15 protein-coding genes and 1 pseudogene are annotated in these 17,586 nt (G+C 62.0%); 6 read left to right on the top strand and 10 right to left on the bottom strand.

The features are described from left to right. Positions 1–23 precede the first annotated feature (23 nt). The 5 genes from V6M61_RS05030 to V6M61_RS05010 all read right to left on the bottom strand — a co-directional run bounded on the left by V6M61_RS05030 (position 24) and on the right by V6M61_RS05010 (position 5,609). Complete coding sequence (locus tag V6M61_RS05030) at positions 24–812, bottom strand: lysophospholipid acyltransferase family protein (protein WP_332775467.1); 789 nt, start codon at positions 810–812, stop codon at positions 24–26. Positions 813–901: 89 nt separating this feature from the next. Further along, positions 902–1,474 (bottom strand): D-glycero-beta-D-manno-heptose 1,7-bisphosphate 7-phosphatase, encoded by a 573-nt coding sequence (gene gmhB, locus V6M61_RS05025; RefSeq protein ID WP_332775466.1) that lies wholly within the window; start codon positions 1,472–1,474, stop codon positions 902–904. Positions 1,475–1,505: 31 nt separating this feature from the next. Then, positions 1,506–3,653 (bottom strand): glycine--tRNA ligase subunit beta, encoded by a 2,148-nt coding sequence (gene glyS, locus V6M61_RS05020; RefSeq protein ID WP_332775465.1) that lies wholly within the window; start codon positions 3,651–3,653, stop codon positions 1,506–1,508. A gap of 2 nt (positions 3,654–3,655) precedes the next feature. Further along, positions 3,656–4,561: a glycine--tRNA ligase subunit alpha gene (gene glyQ, locus V6M61_RS05015; protein WP_332775464.1), complete on the bottom strand. Its 906-nt coding sequence runs from the start codon at positions 4,559–4,561 to the stop codon at positions 3,656–3,658. Positions 4,562–4,640: 79 nt separating this feature from the next. Next, positions 4,641–5,609: a LysR family transcriptional regulator gene (locus tag V6M61_RS05010; RefSeq protein WP_332775463.1), complete on the bottom strand. Its 969-nt coding sequence runs from the start codon at positions 5,607–5,609 to the stop codon at positions 4,641–4,643. 168 nt (positions 5,610–5,777) lie between these two features. Between V6M61_RS05010 and V6M61_RS05005 the strand changes: the two genes are divergently transcribed. Beyond that, on the top strand, positions 5,778–6,551 hold the full coding sequence (locus V6M61_RS05005) for an SDR family oxidoreductase (RefSeq protein WP_332775462.1): 774 nt from the start codon (positions 5,778–5,780) through the stop codon (positions 6,549–6,551). A 73-nt stretch (positions 6,552–6,624) separates the two neighbouring features. Here the strand turns inward: V6M61_RS05005 and V6M61_RS05000 are convergent, their stop codons facing one another. Beyond that, positions 6,625–7,689 carry an asparaginase gene (locus tag V6M61_RS05000; protein ID WP_442957730.1) on the bottom strand — a complete coding sequence of 355 codons (1,065 nt, stop codon included), beginning with the start codon at positions 7,687–7,689 and terminating at the stop codon, positions 6,625–6,627. 192 nt (positions 7,690–7,881) lie between these two features. On the opposite strand from V6M61_RS05000, the gene V6M61_RS04995 reads away from it, so the two are divergent. Then, on the top strand, positions 7,882–8,790 hold the full coding sequence (locus V6M61_RS04995; protein WP_332775461.1) for a LysR family transcriptional regulator: 909 nt from the start codon (positions 7,882–7,884) through the stop codon (positions 8,788–8,790). Positions 8,791–8,890: 100 nt separating this feature from the next. Here the strand turns inward: V6M61_RS04995 and lnt are convergent, their stop codons facing one another. The 4 genes from lnt to V6M61_RS04975 all read right to left on the bottom strand — a co-directional run bounded on the left by lnt (position 8,891) and on the right by V6M61_RS04975 (position 13,420). Next, positions 8,891–10,549: an apolipoprotein N-acyltransferase gene (gene lnt / locus V6M61_RS04990; RefSeq protein WP_332775460.1), complete on the bottom strand. Its 1,659-nt coding sequence runs from the start codon at positions 10,547–10,549 to the stop codon at positions 8,891–8,893. Positions 10,550–10,569: 20 nt separating this feature from the next. After that, entirely contained in the window at positions 10,570–11,415 is an 846-nt protein-coding gene (locus tag V6M61_RS04985; protein WP_332775498.1) for an HlyC/CorC family transporter, read from the bottom strand. 454 nt (positions 11,416–11,869) lie between these two features. After that, entirely contained in the window at positions 11,870–12,595 is a 726-nt protein-coding gene (locus V6M61_RS04980) for a GNAT family N-acetyltransferase (RefSeq protein ID WP_332775459.1), read from the bottom strand. A gap of 351 nt (positions 12,596–12,946) precedes the next feature. Further along, the gene (locus V6M61_RS04975; RefSeq protein WP_332775458.1) at positions 12,947–13,420 is read right to left on the bottom strand and encodes an Lrp/AsnC family transcriptional regulator; all 474 of its coding nucleotides are present in this window, start codon (positions 13,418–13,420) and stop codon (positions 12,947–12,949) included. Positions 13,421–13,689: 269 nt separating this feature from the next. Here V6M61_RS04975 and hppD point away from each other — a divergent pair, with 269 nt between their 5' ends. From hppD to V6M61_RS04955, 4 genes and pseudogenes are all read left to right on the top strand, one after another. Beyond that, positions 13,690–14,778 carry a 4-hydroxyphenylpyruvate dioxygenase gene (hppD, locus tag V6M61_RS04970; protein WP_332775497.1) on the top strand — a complete coding sequence of 363 codons (1,089 nt, stop codon included), beginning with the start codon at positions 13,690–13,692 and terminating at the stop codon, positions 14,776–14,778. 95 nt (positions 14,779–14,873) lie between these two features. After that, the gene (locus tag V6M61_RS04965; protein WP_332775496.1) at positions 14,874–15,638 is read left to right on the top strand and encodes a transporter substrate-binding domain-containing protein; all 765 of its coding nucleotides are present in this window, start codon (positions 14,874–14,876) and stop codon (positions 15,636–15,638) included. Beyond that, positions 15,626–16,504 carry a phenylalanine 4-monooxygenase gene (gene phhA, locus V6M61_RS04960; RefSeq protein ID WP_332775457.1) on the top strand — a complete coding sequence of 293 codons (879 nt, stop codon included), beginning with the start codon at positions 15,626–15,628 and terminating at the stop codon, positions 16,502–16,504. The genes V6M61_RS04965 and phhA overlap by 13 nt, the downstream gene beginning before the upstream one ends. 473 nt (positions 16,505–16,977) lie before the next feature. After that, positions 16,978–17,204: pseudogene (locus tag V6M61_RS04955) on the top strand (phenylalanine 4-monooxygenase); the annotation flags it as partial. Between the last annotated feature and the right edge of the window lie 382 nt (positions 17,205–17,586).

The following is a 17,586-nucleotide window of genomic DNA, read 5'->3' as shown; positions in this document are numbered from 1 at the left end:
GCGGGTGTCTGCGTGCTGGCCTCTCACGCCTGGGCGCCGGGGTTGGCGCTGGAAGTAGCCCCTTCACTGCCCTTGCTCTGGGCATAGGCCTCGGGGTCCAGCCGGCGCATCTCGGCCTCGATCCAGGCCTCGACTTCGCGCATCAGCTCGTCTGGCTGGCGGCCGGTGCTGTCAATCGGCTTGCCAATTGAAATATCCACCACGCCCGGGGTTTTGATGAAGGCCTTGCGCGGCCAGCACTTGGCCGAGGTCACCGCAATCGGGATCACCGGCGCACCGGTTTCAATCGCCAGCCGCGTGCCGCCGGACTTGTAGACGCCTTTTTGACCTCGCGGGATGCGCGTGCCCTCGGGGAACATGATGACCCAGGTGCCCTGGCTCATCAGGCGCTTGCCCTGTGCGACCACCCTGTTAAAAGCCTGCGCCCGCAGGCTGCGGTCGATGTGGATCATGTCCATGCGCGCCATGGCCCAGCCAAAAAACGGCACGTACAGCAGCTCTTTTTTGAACACATAGGCCAGCGGATGCGGCATCAGCGTGGGCATGCAGAAGGTCTCCCAGGTGCTCTGGTGCTTGACCAGCAGCACCGCGGCGCTGGTCTCGCCGGTGGGCAGGTTGTCCATGCCCGTCACCCGGTTCTTGATGCCCAGAATCACCGTGCCGCCAGTCACCGCCACCCGCAGCCAGCCGGCACACATCCAGTACATGGTGGTGCTGCTGACAAAGAGCGAAGCGATGATGACAAAGATGGCCCACGGAATCACCGTGATGGTCATCCAGAGCAGGTGCAAAATGGATCGGATCAGGGGCATGGCAGGAGCTTCGGATAAATGTTTAATCTTTCAAGGCTCTCGCCCTGATGGAATATGCGAAGAAAGCTATTGTTTTTATAGCAATTTCTTCAGATCGCCACTTTCAATGGCTGGGCCCCGCGCTCCAAAATGAAGTCCACAAACGCCGACAAGTCCTGGTGCAGCCGCGTGCCCTCGGGCAAGCCGGCCGGCCGGCCGCCTTCACGGTACTGCGCTGACTTGCCGGTCAGCACCAGATGCGGCTCGCAACCCGCCGTCACGCCCGCCTGCAAGTCGCGCAGCGAATCGCCGGCCGTCGGCACGCCTTTGAGCGGCACCCCAAAGCGTGCGCCAATCTGCTCGAACAGCCCCGGCAAAGGCTTGCGGCAGTTGCAGCTTTCTTCCGGGCTGTGCGGGCAGTAAAACACCGCATCGACCCGCCCGCCCACGGCGGCCAGCATCTTGTGCATCTTGGCGTGCATGGCATTGAGCGAAGCCACGTCAAACAGCCCGCGCCCCAAGCCCGACTGGTTGGACGCGATCACCACATGCCAGCCCGCATGGTTGAGCCGCGCAATGGCTTCCAGCGCCCCAGGCAGCGGCATCCATTCGTCCGGCGTCTTGACGAAATCGTCGCTGTCGCTGTTGATGGTGCCGTCGCGGTCGAGGATGACGAGTTTCATGGTGTTTGGCTCAGACTTTAACGCTGGTGGCTTACGCCGCCAATTTGGACAGATCGGCGACGCGGTTCATGGCTTGGTGCAGCGTGGCCAGCAACCCAAGGCGGTTGGCGCGCAGTTTTAGATCATCAGCATTGACCATGACCTTGTCGAAGAATTCATCGACGGGAGCTTTGAGCGCAGCCAGCGCCTGCAGTGAAACGGCGTAGTCACCCGCAGCGAAGGCCGCATCGGCCTTGGGCGCGACGGACTGCAGTGCTTCGGCCAGCGACTTTTCAGCGGGCTCTTGCAGCAATGCCGGATTGATCTTCGCCTCAACCGTGCCTTCGACCTTCTTGAGAATATTGCCGACGCGCTTGTTGGCGGCGGCCAGCGCCGGCGCTTCGGACAGAGCAGCGAAGTCCGCAACTGCTTGAATACGCCTCACAATTTCGTGCAAGGGCGGACGCTGTGACACCACAGCATCGACAATTTCAACGCGGTGGCCTCCAAGCCCAACCAAGCGGTTGTGGAAACGGTCGTAGATGAACTCGGTCAGTTCTACAAGCGTTTGCTGACCCAGCAAACCAGCTGGAAACTGACGCAGCGCATATTCAAGCAGTTCGAGCAAATGCAACTTGAAATTTCCGTCGCCGAGAAACGCCGCCAAGCTCAGGAGTTCGAAACGATTGATTAATGTGAGGGCGTGGCGCCGCAAGGCGTACGGATCTTTCTCGCCCGTCGGTTTCAGGCCAATACCCCAGATTCCCACGAGCGTCTCGGCCCGATCTGCAATATCGAGTGCAACAGAAACGAGACTGGCAGCGTCTGTGTGGTCGCGCTGCAGTAAGTACTGGTCTTCAATGGCTTCTGCAACCAGCGCGTTCTCGCCGTCATGCCTTGCGTAATAGCCACCCATGACGCCTTGCAGCTCTGGAAATTCGCCCACCATGTCGGTCAGCAGGTCGGCTTTTGCAAGAAAAGCTGCCCTTCCAGCCAGATCAACATCTGCGCCAATGCGCTCAGCAACCCATTCGGTGATCGCCTTGACACGCAACATCCGCTCGTTCTGGCTGCCAAGTTTGTTGTGGTAAGTGACTTTGCCCAAGCCACTTACGCGTGATTCAAGCGTCTTCTTGCGGTCCTGGTCAAAGAAAAATTTGGCATCGGCCAGACGCGGGCGCACCACACGCTCGTTACCGCCGATCACGGCGCTGGCGTCTTCGGGGCTGATGTTGCTGACCACGAGGAACTTGTTAGTCAGCTTGCCTGAGGAGTCCAACAGCGGAAAGTACTTCTGGTTGGCCTTCATCGTAAGAATCAGGCATTCCTGCGGCACTTCGAGAAATTCCTTCTCGAATTCGCAGACCAGCACATGGGGACGTTCGACCAAAGCCGTCACTTCGTCCAGCAGGGCGTCGTCTTCAATGGCTTTCGCCCCGCCGCCGACTTTGGCGGCGGCCGCCGCCAGTTGGCGGGCGATCTCGGCCTTGCGCTCGGCAAAGCTGGCAATCACGGCACCGTCTTGTTGCAGCGCCTGCGCGTAGCTGTCGGCATCTTTCAAAACCACCGGATCGACCGATGCTTCAAAACGGTGGCCGTGCGTCACGTTGCCGGCCTTCAGGCCCAGCGCCTCAACCGGCACCACCTCGCTGCCATGCAAAGCCACCAGGCCATGCGCGGGGCGCACGAAGCTCACACTGCTCCAGCCCGGCAGTTCGCAATTGCTTTCCAGCTGGTAAGTCATCACTTTGGGGATGGGCAGCAGGCGAATAGCCTCCAGCAGGGCTTTTTGCAGGCCTTCAACCAAGGTCGCGCCCTTGACGGTGCTATCGTAAAACAGCGCCTCGGCCTTGCCATCCGGCGCACGCTTGAGGCTGGCCACGGCAGAGGCATCGGCGCCCAGCGCCTGCAGCTTCTTTAAAAGCGCAGGCGTGGCGGTGCCCGAAGCATCCAGGCCCACCGTCACCGGCATGAGTTTTTGCGACACCGCTTTGTCAGCGGCCTGCGCAGCAACGGCCGTGATGTGTGCAGCCAGCCGGCGTGGCGATGCAAAAGAAGTCAGCACGGCCTCTGCCGTGGCCAGTCCCTGGCCTTTAAGCTGCTCCAGCAGCACCCCTGCAAACGCATCGCCCAATTTCTTGAGCGCCTTGGGCGGCAGCTCTTCCACAAACAATTCAACCAGAAGGTTTTTCGTCGTCATTCTTATGCTGCCTTCTTGCTCATCTGTTCCACCCACTCGCGCGGCGCCATCGGAAAGCCCAGGCGTTCACGGCTGTCGTAGTAGCTTTGCGCGACGCTGCGTGCCAGGTTGCGGATGCGGCCAATGTAGGCAGCGCGTTCGGTCACGCTGATCGCGCCGCGCGCGTCCAGCAGGTTAAAGCTGTGGGCGGCTTTCAGCACCTGCTCGTAGGCCGGCAAGGCCAGTTGCGCTTCAATCAAATGCTTGGCCTGCTTCTCGTGCGCGCTGAAGGCGGTAAACAAAAAGTCGGCGTCGCTGTGCTCGAAGTTGTAAGTCGACTGCTCCACCTCGTTTTGTTTGTACACATCGCCATAACTCAAACCATCCGTCCAGGTCAGGTTGTAGACGTTGTCCACGCCCTGCAAATACATGGCCAGGCGCTCCAGGCCGTAGGTGATTTCGCCGGTGATGGGCTTGCAGTCGATGCCGCCGACCTGCTGGAAGTAGGTGAACTGCGTGACTTCCATGCCGTTGAGCCAGACCTCCCAGCCCAGGCCCCAGGCGCCCAGCGTCGGGTTTTCCCAGTCGTCCTCGACAAAGCGGATATCGTTTTTCTTCAGGTCGAAGCCCAGCGCTTCGAGCGAGCCCAGGTACAGCTCCAGAATGTTGCTTGGCGCGGGTTTGAGCACGACCTGGTACTGGTAGTAGTGCTGCAGGCGGTTCGGGTTCTCGCCATAGCGGCCGTCTTTCGGCCGACGGCTCGGCTGCACATAGGCGGCCTTCCACGGCTCGGGGCCAAGCGCTCTTAAAAACGTAGCAGTGTGTGACGTACCGGCGCCGACTTCCATGTCATATGGCTGCAACAGGGCACAGCCCTGGGCATCCCAGTAGGACTGCAGCTTCAGGATAATTTGCTGGAAAGTGAGCATAGGAGTGTTATTGACAAAAGCGCGGCGCCTGGTTCGGCGCCGCGGGTAGCGACGCCTCGGATGGCCATCGCTAAACCGTTCATTTTACGCGGCGATGACGGGGCGCCCGGGCGATCGCCTTCTCCGTCACGCCCGGCCCCGGCGGGACTTCCCACGAAGGGACGGGCTGGAAGGCCTCCACCAGAAAGTCCACCATGACCCGGACCTTGGCACTCAGATGGCGGCGACTCGGGTACACCGCCAGCACGTCGATGTCGGGCATGCGGTAGCCGGGCAGCAAGGGAACCAGCCGGCCCGCCTGCAAATCCTGCCCGATCAGAAATGTCGGCTGCCAGATCACGCCTTGCCCCGCGATGGCCGCTGCGCGAGCCGTATCGCCGTTGTTGGCATGCATCACGTAATTGACCTTGACCATGTGAGCCCGGCCCTGCCCGTCTACAAAATGCCATTCGTTGGCCGTGGCCGCATAGGTGTAGCCCAGGCAGCGGTGGCTGGCCAGGTCCGCGGGTTTCAGGGGCTCGCCGTGCGCCTGGAGATAGGCGGGCGACGCACAGACGATGTTGCGGGAGGTCGCCAGCTTGCGCGCCGCATGCGTGGCCGGCCCGCTGCGCGAGATGCGGATGGCCAGGTCGTAGCCTTCTTCCACGATGTCCACCACCCGGTCGCTCAGCGTGATGTCCAGCGCCACATCGGGATAGGCCTGCATGAACCGCGGCCACAGGGGCGCCAGGTGCAGGATGCCGAAACTGACCGGCGCATTGATGCGCAGGCGTCCGCGGGGCTGCAGGGTCGCGGAAGAGGCCAGCGCCTCGGCCTCGGCGACCTCCTCCAGGATGGACTTGCTGCGCTCGTACAGCGCCTCGCCGCTTTCCGTCAGGGACAGCTTGCGCGAACTGCGGTTCAACAGCCGGGTGCCGAGGTGCGCCTCCAGCTCATTCACATAGCGCGTGACGTTGGCCGGAGACGTATCCAGCGCATCGGCAGCACGCGTAAAACTGCCCCGGCTCACCACGGCGGCAAACACCTCGAAGGCTCGCAAGCGGTCCATGTCTGCCCCTTAAATTCATGAAAACTGAATGATTAAAACACTTTTCAGGCCTTCTTCTATCAGAACATGAACCGTACAGTGCAGTCATCGGCGGGCAGATGCAGCCAGCCGACCCGGCAAACCGCTCGCCCAACCTCTCACCCAACCCCTTCAGAAATGGAACCAGACATGACTACGCTCACCACCCCTGCCGCCCGCCGCTTCGACAGCAAAACCGTCCTCGTCACCGGGGGCACCAGCGGCATCGGCCTGGCCACCGCCATGGAATTCGCCAAACAGGGCGCCCGCGTCATCATCACCGGCCGCGACCAGGCCACGCTGGACCAGGCCAAGGCGCAACTGGGCTCCGATGCCATCGCCCTGCGCAATGACGCCGGCGCGACCGGCTCGGCTCAGGCGCTGGCCAGCACACTGGCCGCCCAGGACATCACACTGGACGCGGTGTTCATCAACGCCGGTATTGCCAAATTTGCACCACTGGAAGGCGTGGACGAGGCCCTGTGGGACCAGACCTTCAACACCAACGTCAAAGGCGCGTACTTCGCCATCCAGGCCCTGTCGCCACTGCTCAACACGGGTGCAGCCATCATCCTGAACGGCTCCATCAACGCCCACATCGGCATGCCGAACTCCAGCGTGTATGCCGCCAGCAAGGCGGCGCTGATCTCGCTGGCCAAAACGCTGTCGGGTGAACTGATCAGCCGCGGTATTCGCGTGAATGTGGTGAGCCCCGGGCCGGTGCAAACACCGCTCTATGGCAAGCTGGGTGTGCCCGCCGAACAGCTCGATGCGCTGGCCGCCGGCATCCAGGCGCAAATCCCGCTCAAGCGTTTTGGCACGCCCGACGAGGTGGCGAGTGCGGTGGTCTACCTGTCCTCGCCCGAGGCTGCGTTTATCGTCGGCACGGAACTGATCGTCGATGGCGGCATGAGCCAGCTTTAGTACTTCACGCTGCAAGAAAAAAGGCGGTGCCGCGAGGCATCGCCTTTTTTCACAAACTGCGCCGCAAGACGGCTCAGTACTGCCAGAAAATCCGCTGCAGTTCCTTGCTGTCGAGGGTTTTGGTCATGGCCACCGCCGCCAGGATGCGGGCCTTTTGCGGGTTCAGGTCATGCGCCACCACCCAGTCGTATTTGTCATCGGGCTGCTCGGCGTTGCGCAGTACAAAGCCATCGGCCACACGCGAGGAGCGAATCACCTGGATGCCCCTGGCGCGCACATCCTGCAGCGCCGGCACGATGCGGTCAGCCACCGAGCCATTGCCGGTGCCGCCGTGGATCAGCGCCTTGATGCCGGACTTGCCCACGGCGTCCAGCGCGGTGCGCGAGACATTGCCGTAGCCATAGACAACCTCCACAGGCGCCAGCGCGTCCATCTCGTCGATGTTGAACTCCGACTGCAGGGTATGGCGCTTGACCGGCGCGCGGAACCAGTAGTTGTTGCCTTCGACCACCATGCCCAGCGGGCCCCACTGGCTCTTGAAGGCCTCGGTCTTGATGTTGATGGTTTTGCTGACATCGCGGCCGCTCTGGATTTCGTCGTTCATGGTCACCAGCACGCCTTTGCCGGCCGCGTCCTTGCTGGCTGCCACGCTGACGGCATCAAACAGGTTCAGGGCCCCGTCGGCCGACAGCGCCGTGCCGGGCCGCATGGAGCCGACCACCACGATGGGCTTGTTGGTGCGGATCACCAGGTTCAGGAAGTAAGCCGTTTCTTCCAGCGTGTCGGTGCCGTGGGTGACGACAATACCGTCCACATCGGGCTGCTTGACCAGTGCCGAAACCCGCTTGCCGAGCTTGAGCAGGTTGTCGTTGGTAAAGCTTTCAGAGGCAATTTGCGAAACCTGCTCGCCCCTCACATGGGCCACATTGCCGAGTTCAGGCAAGCCCGCCAGCAGCTTGTCCACCGGCACCTTGGCGGCGGCGTAGGTGGCACTGTTGAGGGCTGACGCACCGGCGCCGGCAATCGTGCCACCCGTGGCCAGGATCACCACATTGGGCTTGGCGGCCTGGGCCGAGGCAAAAGTGGCCAAAACGGCCAATCCCATGCCCGCCACCAGCTTTCCGAGTTTTAACTTCATTTGCATTCTGTTGTCTCCTGATCATTGAATTAAAGCCAAAGTTACAGGCAGCCAGGGTGTACGGCCACGCGCTGCGCGACGATCTGCCCCGCGCTTCAGGGCAAAAGGTGGCTCATCGTAGCCACGGCAAAAATGCATGGCGATGCATAATCAATCGCAGGGTATGAATAAAACTCACACCCTCTCCATGACATGAACCTCAGGCAACTTGAAGTCTTTCAGGCCGTCATGCAAACCGGCAACATGAGTGCGGCCGCGCGCCTGATCTGCATCACGCCTTCGGCCGTCAGCAAGACCATTGCACACACCGAGCTCCAGCTCGGCTACAAACTGTTCACGCGGGCTAAAGGCACGCTGGCGCCGACGCCCGAAGCCCGGGTGCTGTTTGAAGAATCCACGCTGATCCACTGCAAGCTGGACGAGCTCAAACGCATTGCGCTCAACCTGCGCCAGGCTGACGATGGCCAGGTACGGCTGGCCGCCATCCCGTCCATCTGCCACGAGTTTCTCCCGCTGGTGCTGGAAAAGCACCTGGCACGCTACCCGCGCGTCAAGATTGAAGTGCGCACCCTGCACCAGGACCAGATGGTGCAGGCCCTGCTCACCCGCAGCGTCGATTTCGCCCTGGGCTACTACGAACACCCGCACCCGCTGCTGACCAGCCAGATGCTGGTCAGTGGCCCGCTCTACCTGGCGGTGACGCGCGACATCTGGCTGCGCGCCGTGCGCACCCGGCGCCTGAACCCCATGTCGTTTCTGACCAGCATGCCGCTGATCCGGCTGGTGGGCGAAGACCCCATGTGCCAGTCGATTGACGAGCTGGCCCGCCACCTGGGGCTCACGGCCCCGGCCAGCCTGCAGGTGCACACTTCGCGGCTGGCGCTGGAGCTGGTCAAGCGCGGCATGGGCTGGACGGTGGTTGATTTCCTGACGGCCAGCAACCTCGATCCGTCGTCCATCAGTGCCGTGGCCCTGCATGACTTTGCACCGGTTCCGCTGCAGATGTACTTTGCCAGCAGCACGCCGCCGGGCCAGGACGCCTTGCGCATGCTGGACATGCTGCCGGATTTATTGCGCGGGGTGATGGCGTCCAGCCATTGAGCAGCGGGCTTGGAAATTTTCCGCCGGGCCGCCCCAAGGAAAATTAGCCCCCTCGGGGGGCAGCGCAGCACACGAAGTGGCAAGCGTGGGGGCTAGGGACTCAGCGGCGCCGCGACACCAGCGCCAAGCCGACCACCGCCAGCCCCAGCGCCCACAGCGGCCACAAACCATAGCGCGAAACCCACCAGGCGTAAGGTGTGATCCCGCTGCGGCCCTCGACCTCGCCCACCAGCACGCCGCGCGTGTGGCGTGCCAGCGAATGCGTGACCTGGCCGCGGTGGTCAATGATGGCGGTGGCGCCGGTGTTGGTGGCGCGCAGCATGGGCCGGTTGAACTCCAGCGCGCGCATGCGCGAGATGTGCAGGTGCTGGTCAATCGCCACGGTGTTGCCAAACCAGCCAATGTTGCTGACATTGACAAACATGGTCGGGGCCGCCGCCGGATCGCCAAAGCGCGCGCCCAGCTCTTCGCCAAACAGGTCTTCGTAGCAGACATTGGGCGCCAGCCGCTCACCCCGCCACTCAAACGACGCCTGCCCCACGGCACCGCGGTTGAAGTCGCCCAGCGGGATGTTCATCATCTGGGTGAACCACTTGAAACCCGGCGGGATGAACTCGCCAAAGGGCACCAGGTGGTGTTTGTCATAACGGTAGATCTCGCCCGGGCCTGCTGATGCGGCGGGCTTGAGGCCGATCACCGAGTTGGCGTAGCCGCTCTGGTGGCTGCCCAGCGGAATGCCGATCAGCGCCGCCTGCTGGCCCTTGGCAAAACGCGACTGCAGCGCCGCCCCGTAAGCTTCGGGCAGTTGCTGGGGCAGCAAGGGAATGGCCGTTTCAGGCGCGACCACCAGCGAAGTTTTGGCATCGCGCAGCTGCTCGCCGTACCACTGCAGCGCCGTGGCCACGCCGGTGCCCGGCTGGAATTTCTCGTTCTGGGGAATGTTGCCCTGCAGCAGCGTCACCGACAGTGCTGCAGGCGGCGCGGCCGGGGATTCCTTTTTGTAGGCTGCGTCCCGTGCCGGCAACTGGGCCGCGGCAAACCCCAGCGCCAGAATGACCAGGGCCATGCCCCAGCGCGGGCCCTTGCTGGCGCGCAGCAGCATGACCAGCCAGGCCGCCACCAGGGCAGCCAGCCAGGTCAGGCCATGCACCCCGATCCATGCCGCCAAGGGCCGGGCCCAGCCGTCAACATGCGCATAGCCGCCCTCGCCCCACGGGAAACCGGTGAACAGCTTGACCCGGGCCAGTTCGGCCAGCAGCCACAGCGCCGCAAACACCAGGGCCCGCCAGGCCCGCCCGACCCGGGCAACCGGCGCCAGCGCGACAAAAGCCCCTGTGGCGGCCGCATAGTAAAGGCCCAAAAATGTCGCCAGCGCCACGATGGCCAGCACCGCCAGCGGTGCGGCCAGCCCGCCGTAGCGGTGCATGGAAATGAACAGCCACCAGAACGTGCCGCAGAGCATGGCCGTGGCAAACAGCCCGCCCAGCCAGGCCGCGCGCTTCACGCTGATGCCACGGTCCAGTTGCCAGACCAGCACGCCCAAGGCCAGCAGCTGCAGCCACCAGACCGGCTGACCCTGCGCCAGCCAAAAGGCAAAAGGCCACGCTATGCTGGCTGCATGGGCGCTACCAGCTATCAAAACAATAGCAAATTGGAGCAACGAAGGTCGCTTGGGTTGGCGCGGATGGCCTATGTGCTCCAGCAACGCCGGCAGGGTCGGCAGCGAAGGCAGCATGCTGTGAATCGTGCGTCGCCCCATCAGGTTACCTTGACAAGGGCTCAGGCGCTCGCCGCGACGGGCGACACCTTGAACCAGCGCACCGCCCCGCCTTTGGTGTGCAGCACGGTGAACTGCAGGCCGGACAGTGCGTGATGCTCGCCCCGCTTGGGCACATGGCCCATTTCGTGGGCGACCAGGCCACCTATGGTGTCAAAGTCGGTCTCGGGCAAGGTCACGCCAAAGGCCTCGTTGACGCGCTCGATCGAGGTGTCGCCGCTGACGCGGTAGGTGTGGTCGGTCAGGCCGAAGATGTCGCCGTCGTCTTCGGCGATGTCGAACTCGTCCTCGATCTCGCCGACGATCTGCTCGAGCACGTCTTCAATCGTGATCAGCCCGGCCACGCGGCCAAACTCGTCGATCGCTATGGCCAGGTGGTTGCGGTTGCCGCGAAACTCGCGCAGCAAGTCGTTCAGGCCCTTGCTTTCGGGCACGAACACCGCCGGACGCAGCAGCGCCCGGATGTTGAGCTCGGGCGCACGCTGCAGCTTGAGCAAATCCTTGGCCATGAGAATGCCAATGATGTTTTCTTTTTCGCCTTCGTAGACCGGAAAGCGCGAGTGGGCGGTGTCGATCACCAGGTGCAGCAGCTCATCGAACGGCGCGTCGATGTTGATCACGTCCATGCGCGGCGCGGCCACCATCACCTCACTGGCCGTCATGTCGGCCATGCGGATCACGCCTTCGAGCATTTCGCGGCTCTGGGCACCTATGACTTCGTTGTCTTGGGCTTCCACCAGGGTTTCAATCAACTCGTCTTTGGAGTCAGGGCCCGGGTGGAGCATTTCAGCGAGCTTTTGCAAAAAGCCGCGTTTGTCTTCCGGCCGGGAAGATCGACTGGGGGGCATGTCGGACACGGAAGTGTTCGGTAGTTGTGAAGCCACCTAGGATAACGCAATTCCCCGGGCTCCGGCCTCGCCGGAGTCCGGGAAATTGCGCTGGCGCGCTTGGACCGCTCCCCCGAGCCCCCTCCGGGAGGGGGTTCTGGTCAGTTGGGGAAATATAGGAGGAGGGTCGCTGGGCGACAGGACTTTTTGCGGCATGCAGCGAAGCGGAGCAATTTTCCGACGGGCCGCCCCTAGGAAAATAACCCCCGAGGGGCTGACGTCCGCGGCTCCAAGCCTGCCTGCGCAGGCTTGGACGGACGGAAGAGCCACTGCGTCTCGCAGTGGCACGTCCAGAGAGCTACACGTAGTGAGCGAACGTGGGGGCCACCGAACGCCGCGAAGGGCCGCCCCGAGCAAGTTCAGCCCCCTCGGGGGGCAGCGCAGCACACGCAGTGGCAAGCGTGGGGGCCACACACTACATCGGCATGCGGTCGCGGCCTTCCTGCACACCGCGGCGCACTTCCTGCACCATCGCCAGGAAGTCCCAGAACTGCTTGGCCTGCACCTTGAGCCGGTAGTCGGTCTGGGCAATCTGCTCTTCCACGATCTCGGCCATGCGTGAATCGAGGTCGGCTGGTGGCAGCTTGAGGTAGGCCTCGCTCTCGGAGCCGTCGCGCTCGACGGTGGCGCCGGCCTTGCGGGCAATGTTGAGCATGGCGGTGTTTTCGCTCAAGGCATGGATAAACATCATGGACACGCCCTCGTTGCGGGCGTGCATCACGGCGCGGTCAAACAGCCGGGCGCCATAGCCGCGGCCGCGTGCATGGGCCAGCACCGAGACGCCAAACTCGGCGCAGCTGGCGCATTGGGGCTCGGCCGACAGGGCCAGGTGCGCCATGGCGATCAGCTCGAGCTTGCGGTTGTAGATGCCGAAAATCTCGTCACGCTCAAAATTGAGCCCCGCCACGTAACGACGGATCTGCTCATCGTTGGCGGCGTAGCCAAAGCGCAGGTAGCGGTCCTGCGCATTGAGCGCCAGCAAATGGTTGGTGATGCGCTCGCCGTGGCTAAAGCCTATGGAGCGGATGGGCACCATCACCGGGGCCACATGCGGCGTGCGCACCTTGACCTCCACGGGCGGGCGGAAGAACTCCTTGCCCGCCTTGATCGAGGCCTTGAGTAGTGCAGTGGGCGTAACCATGGCTTCAATATAAGGGTTTTCCCTAGAATATCTACCCTAAGGGGCTTTGAGGCGTGCTGAATGGGGCGTCATGCCAAATCCTTAACCAAAACAAGCCTCTACCCCTTTAAATACAAGCACAATGAGCTATCAAAATAATAGCGATTTAGTTGCTTTAGAAACTCAACTGTTGCGAAATTGCAACGCAACAAGCTGTTGATGTGTCCGAGAAGACTTACCCACTGCACTTCTATAAATCTGTCATTCCCGCGCAGGCGGGAATCCATGATCCCGTCAGTGACTGATTGATAGGGGCGCACTGGATCCCCGCCTGCGCGGGGATGACGAAAATGTGAATTGATGGAGGTGTCCTTATAAAGGCAGCGCCGTCGTCGCCTTGACCCGGTCCAGCACAAAGCTGGTTTTGCAGTCCTGCACGCTGGGGTGCTTGAGCAGCGTGTCCATGATGAAGCGGCTGTAGTGCGCCATGTCCTGCACCACGACGCGCAGCAGGTAATCCATCTCCCCGGTCAAGGCGGCACACTCCACCACCTCGGGCCAGGTCTGCACGCTGGCGCGAAACACATCCATGGGGTTGCGCTTGTGGCTTTCGGTGTGCTTTTCGAGCCGTACATTGAGGTAGGCCGTCAGCCCCAGCCCGACCGCTTCGGGCTTGACCAGCGCCACGTAGCGATCAATCACACCGCTTTCTTCCAGCCGCTTGACGCGCCGCAGCACCGCGCTGGGCGACAGGCTGACCTGCTCGGCAATCTGGTCGTAGGTGGCGCGGCCATCCGCTTGCAGGCTGTTCAAAATCAACTTATCGAGCTTGTCGAGTGCTTCCATATCGATTATTTTGCAGCTTTTATGCGTTTCAATCAAGCAAAGCGCCGAAACTTGCAGAAAAACTGAGGCCTTGCGGCGCTAAAGTCGCATCACAAGCTTTGGAGACCCCCATGAACGCACCGCTGCCACAACCCCTCGCCTCGTCCACCATCGCATCAAGCGCCCGCGTGCGCAGCGAAGGGCCGCCCCAAGCAAGCACAGCCCCCTCGGGGGGCAGCGCAGTACACGCAGTGACAAGCGTGGGGGCCCATTCAGCCTGGGACAACCCCATGGGCACCGACGGCTTCGAATTCATTGAATACGCCGCACCCGATCCGAAAGCCATGGGCGCGCTGTTCGAGCGCATGGGCTTCAAGCCGATTGCCAAGCACCGCCACAAAAACGTGACGCTCTACCGCCAGGGCGGCATCAACTTCATCCTCAACGCCGAGCCCCATTCGTTTGCGCAGCGCTTTGCGCGCCAGCACGGCCCCAGCGTGTGCGCGATCGCCTTCCGCGTGCAGGATGCCAAAGCGGCGTACGAGCGCGCGATTTCGCTGGGCGCCTGGGGTTATGCCCACACCGCCGGCCCGGGCGAGCTCAACATCCCGGCCATCAAGGGCATTGGCGACTCGATCATCTATTTCATCGACCGCTGGCGCGGCAAGAATGGCGCCCAGGAAGGCGACATTGGCAACATCGGTTTTTACGATGTCGACTTCGAGCCCCTGCCCGGCGTGAGCGGCGCCGAGGCGCTCAACCCGGTGGGCCACGGCCTGACCTACATAGACCACCTGACGCACAACGTGCACCGCGGCCGCATGAACGAGTGGGCCGGTTTTTACGAGCGCCTGTTCAACTTCCGCGAGATCCGCTACTTCGACATCGAAGGCCAGGTGACCGGCGTGAAAAGCAAGGCCATGACCAGCCCCTGCGGCAAAATCCGCATCCCGATCAACGAAGAAGGCAACGAAAAAGCCGGCCAGATTCAGGAATACCTGGACAGGTATCACGGCGAAGGCATCCAGCACATTGCCATGGGCTCCAAAGACCTGCTGGCTACCGTCGACGCCTTGCGCGCCCAGGGCGTCAAGCTGCTCGACACCATAGACACCTACTACGAACTGATCGACAAGCGCATCCCAGGCCATGGCGAAAATGTGGCCGAACTGCACAAGCGAAAAATCCTGGTCGACGGCAAAAAAGGCGCGCTGCTGCTGCAGATCTTCAGTGAAAACCAGCTCGGCCCGATCTTTTTTGAATTCATCCAGCGCAAGGGCGATGACGGTTTCGGTGAAGGAAACTTCAAGGCCTTGTTTGAGTCTATCGAACTGGACCAGATGCGGCGCGGTGTGCTGACAAGACAGAGTGCAGAATAGAACTCCCTGACAACAACGGAAGCTTCACCATGCCATTTAGCCTCTTACGCCGCAGCAGCGCCCCGGTCAAAACATTCGCGGTGATTGCCGCCTGCATGCCATTGCTCGGGACCCTTCTCGTGCCTTCGTATGCCTCGGCGCAAACGGCGCCGCCCGCATCCAGCCTGGATGCCGTGCAAAAGGCGGGCGTGCTGCGCATCTGCACGCCAGGCGACTACAAGCCCTTCAGTTTTCAGAAAGCCGATGGCGCATTTGAAGGCATCGATGTAGACCTGATGGCCTCGCTGACGGCCAGCCTGGGCGTGAAGCCCGAATGGATCAAGACCAGTTGGTCCAACCTGATGCCCGACATGGTGGCCGGCAAGTGCGACATGGCGGTAGGCGGCATCTCGGTCACCACCGAGCGGCAGAAGAAAGCCTTCTTCAGCACGGCCTACATGATCAACGGCAAAGCGCCCATTGCACGCTGCGCTGACGTGGCCAAATACCAGACCGTGGCCGACATCGACAAGCCAAGCACACGCGTGATTTTCAACCCGGGCGGCAGCAACGAGCGTTTTGCCCGCGCCAACTTCAAGCAGGCACAGATGCGGCTCAACCCCGAGAATCTCACGATTTTTGACGAAATCCTGGCCAACCGCGCCGATGTATTCGTGACCGAATCGGCCGAGGCCATCACCCAGCAGCGGCTCAAGCCCGGTCTTTGCGCCATCAACCCCGACAAGCCGCTGCAGTACGGCGAAATGGCCTACCTGCTGCCGCGCGGCGATGTCACGTTCAAAGCCTATGTCGACCAGTGGCTGCACCTGGCCAAAGCCAGCGGCGATTATCAACGTGTGGAGAATCAATGGCTGAAGTAGTCACCAGCACGCCCAGCCCGGTGGTGTACGGCGAGTCGGCCCGGCCACCGCGGGGGGACTATGCGCGCGGCGGCCAGGTCAAGGCCGACTACACCTGCCCGCAAAACTACGCCGCCTACACCGCCGCAGACCACGACATCTACCACCGTCTGTACGAGCGGCAGTCGGCGCTGGTGCCGGGCCTGGCCTGCGATGAATTCATCTCGGCGCTGCCTTTACTGGGAGCGAAAGAGCGGATTCCGCGTTTTGAGGAAATCAACGAACGGCTGTACAAGGCCACCCGCTGGGAAATCGTCGCCGTGCCGGGGCTGATCCCCGAAGTGCCGTTTTTTACCCTGTTGGCGAATCGCAAGTTCCCGGTGACCGACTGGCTGCGCACGCCGGCGGAGTTTGACTACATCGTCGAGCCCGACGTGTTCCACGACCTGTTCGGCCATGTGCCGCTGCTGTTCAACCCGGTGTTTGCCGACCACATGCAGGCCTACGGCGCCGGCGGCCTGAAAGCGCACGGCCTGGGCGCCTGCGAGCAGCTCAGCCGCCTGTACTGGTACACCGTTGAATTTGGACTGATTCGGCAGAAAGACGGATTGCGCGCCTACGGCGCCGGCATCCTCAGCTCCTCGGGCGAGCTGCAGTATTCCGTCAAAAGCCCCGAGCCCCAGCGGATTGCCCTGAACCTGCTGCGCACCATGCGAACGCGCTACAAAATCGACAGCTACCAGCAGACCTATTTCGTCATCGACAGCTTCCAGCAGCTGTTTGACATGACGACGCCCGATTTCACGCCGCTGTACGAGCAGCTGAAAACCTTGCCCGAGCTGGCAGCCAATGCGCTTTTGCCGGAAGACGCGGTAATTCAGCGCTGAGCCCGCGATCCAATCTAAACAGCTGTTTGATCTGACGGCACCAGCATCCTCAGCTCGTCAGGCGAGCTGCAGTATTCCGTCAGAAGTCCCGAGCGCCTGCCGGCTGTAATTGCCCGCCTCACCCCTTCCCACCTTTGGGGCTGAGGCCTGCGGCTCCAAGTCCGCCTGCGCGGACTTGGACGGGGCGAAGAGTCGCAGTGTCTCACTGCAACACGTGAGGCAAGGATGGGGGGCTCTGCCGACCCGGCCTCGGCGCTCAAGCCGCCTGCGCAGTGGCGGCAGGCGGCGGCGGCAGCCTTCTGAGGCGGCTTCAGGCCAGTTCTTTAAGACAAATCAGGCTTTCCCCCAAGGAATACGGGCGCAGACAGCTATTAAAACAATAGCGAATATGGGCGCCCGTAAGTCATTGATTTTTCTGGGTCTGGTTTGCTTTTGGCGGGTGATGCGTCACCGGCGGCGGAACTGCATTGATCGGCGCCGGCATTTTGAGCTCTTCCAGCGGGCTGGCCTACAGCCCCAGCGGATTTCCCTGAACCTGCTGCGCACCATGCGCACCCGCTACAAGATCGACAGCTACCAGCAGACCTACTTCGTCATCGACAGCTTCCAGGAGCTGTTCGACAAGACGGCGCCGGACTTCACACCGATTTATGAGAGGGTGAAGCAATTGCCGGAGTTGGTGGCGGACGCGGTGGCGTGAGCTCAAGCTGCCAGCTTCAGCCTGGGAGAAAACCCAGCCCTTGCGGCCAAGCGGACAAGCAAATCCAGCTTCAAAACTTGTTGCAAAAAGACGGTTTGTGCGCCTACGTCACCGGCATCCTCAGCTCGTCAGGCGAGCTGCAGTATTCCGTCAAAGCCCCGGCCCCGCCGTCAGCTTGATGCCTGAGTTGCCCGTCTTACCCCTTCCCGCCTTTAGGGGAAGTCAAGGGGCTCTGTCAACCCAGTCTCGGCGTTCAAGACGCCTACGCTATGGCTACAGGCGGCTGCGTCCTTCTGAGACGGTTTCCGGCCAGCTCTTTAAGAAAAATCGAGCCCTATCCCTTTGAAAACGGGAATGATATGCCATCAAAAGAGTAGCAAAA

Source organism: Polaromonas sp., assembly GCF_036676035.1.
Taxonomy (GTDB): Bacteria; Pseudomonadota; Gammaproteobacteria; order Burkholderiales; family Burkholderiaceae_C; genus Polaromonas.
This window is presented reverse-complemented; position numbering and strand designations above follow the sequence as displayed.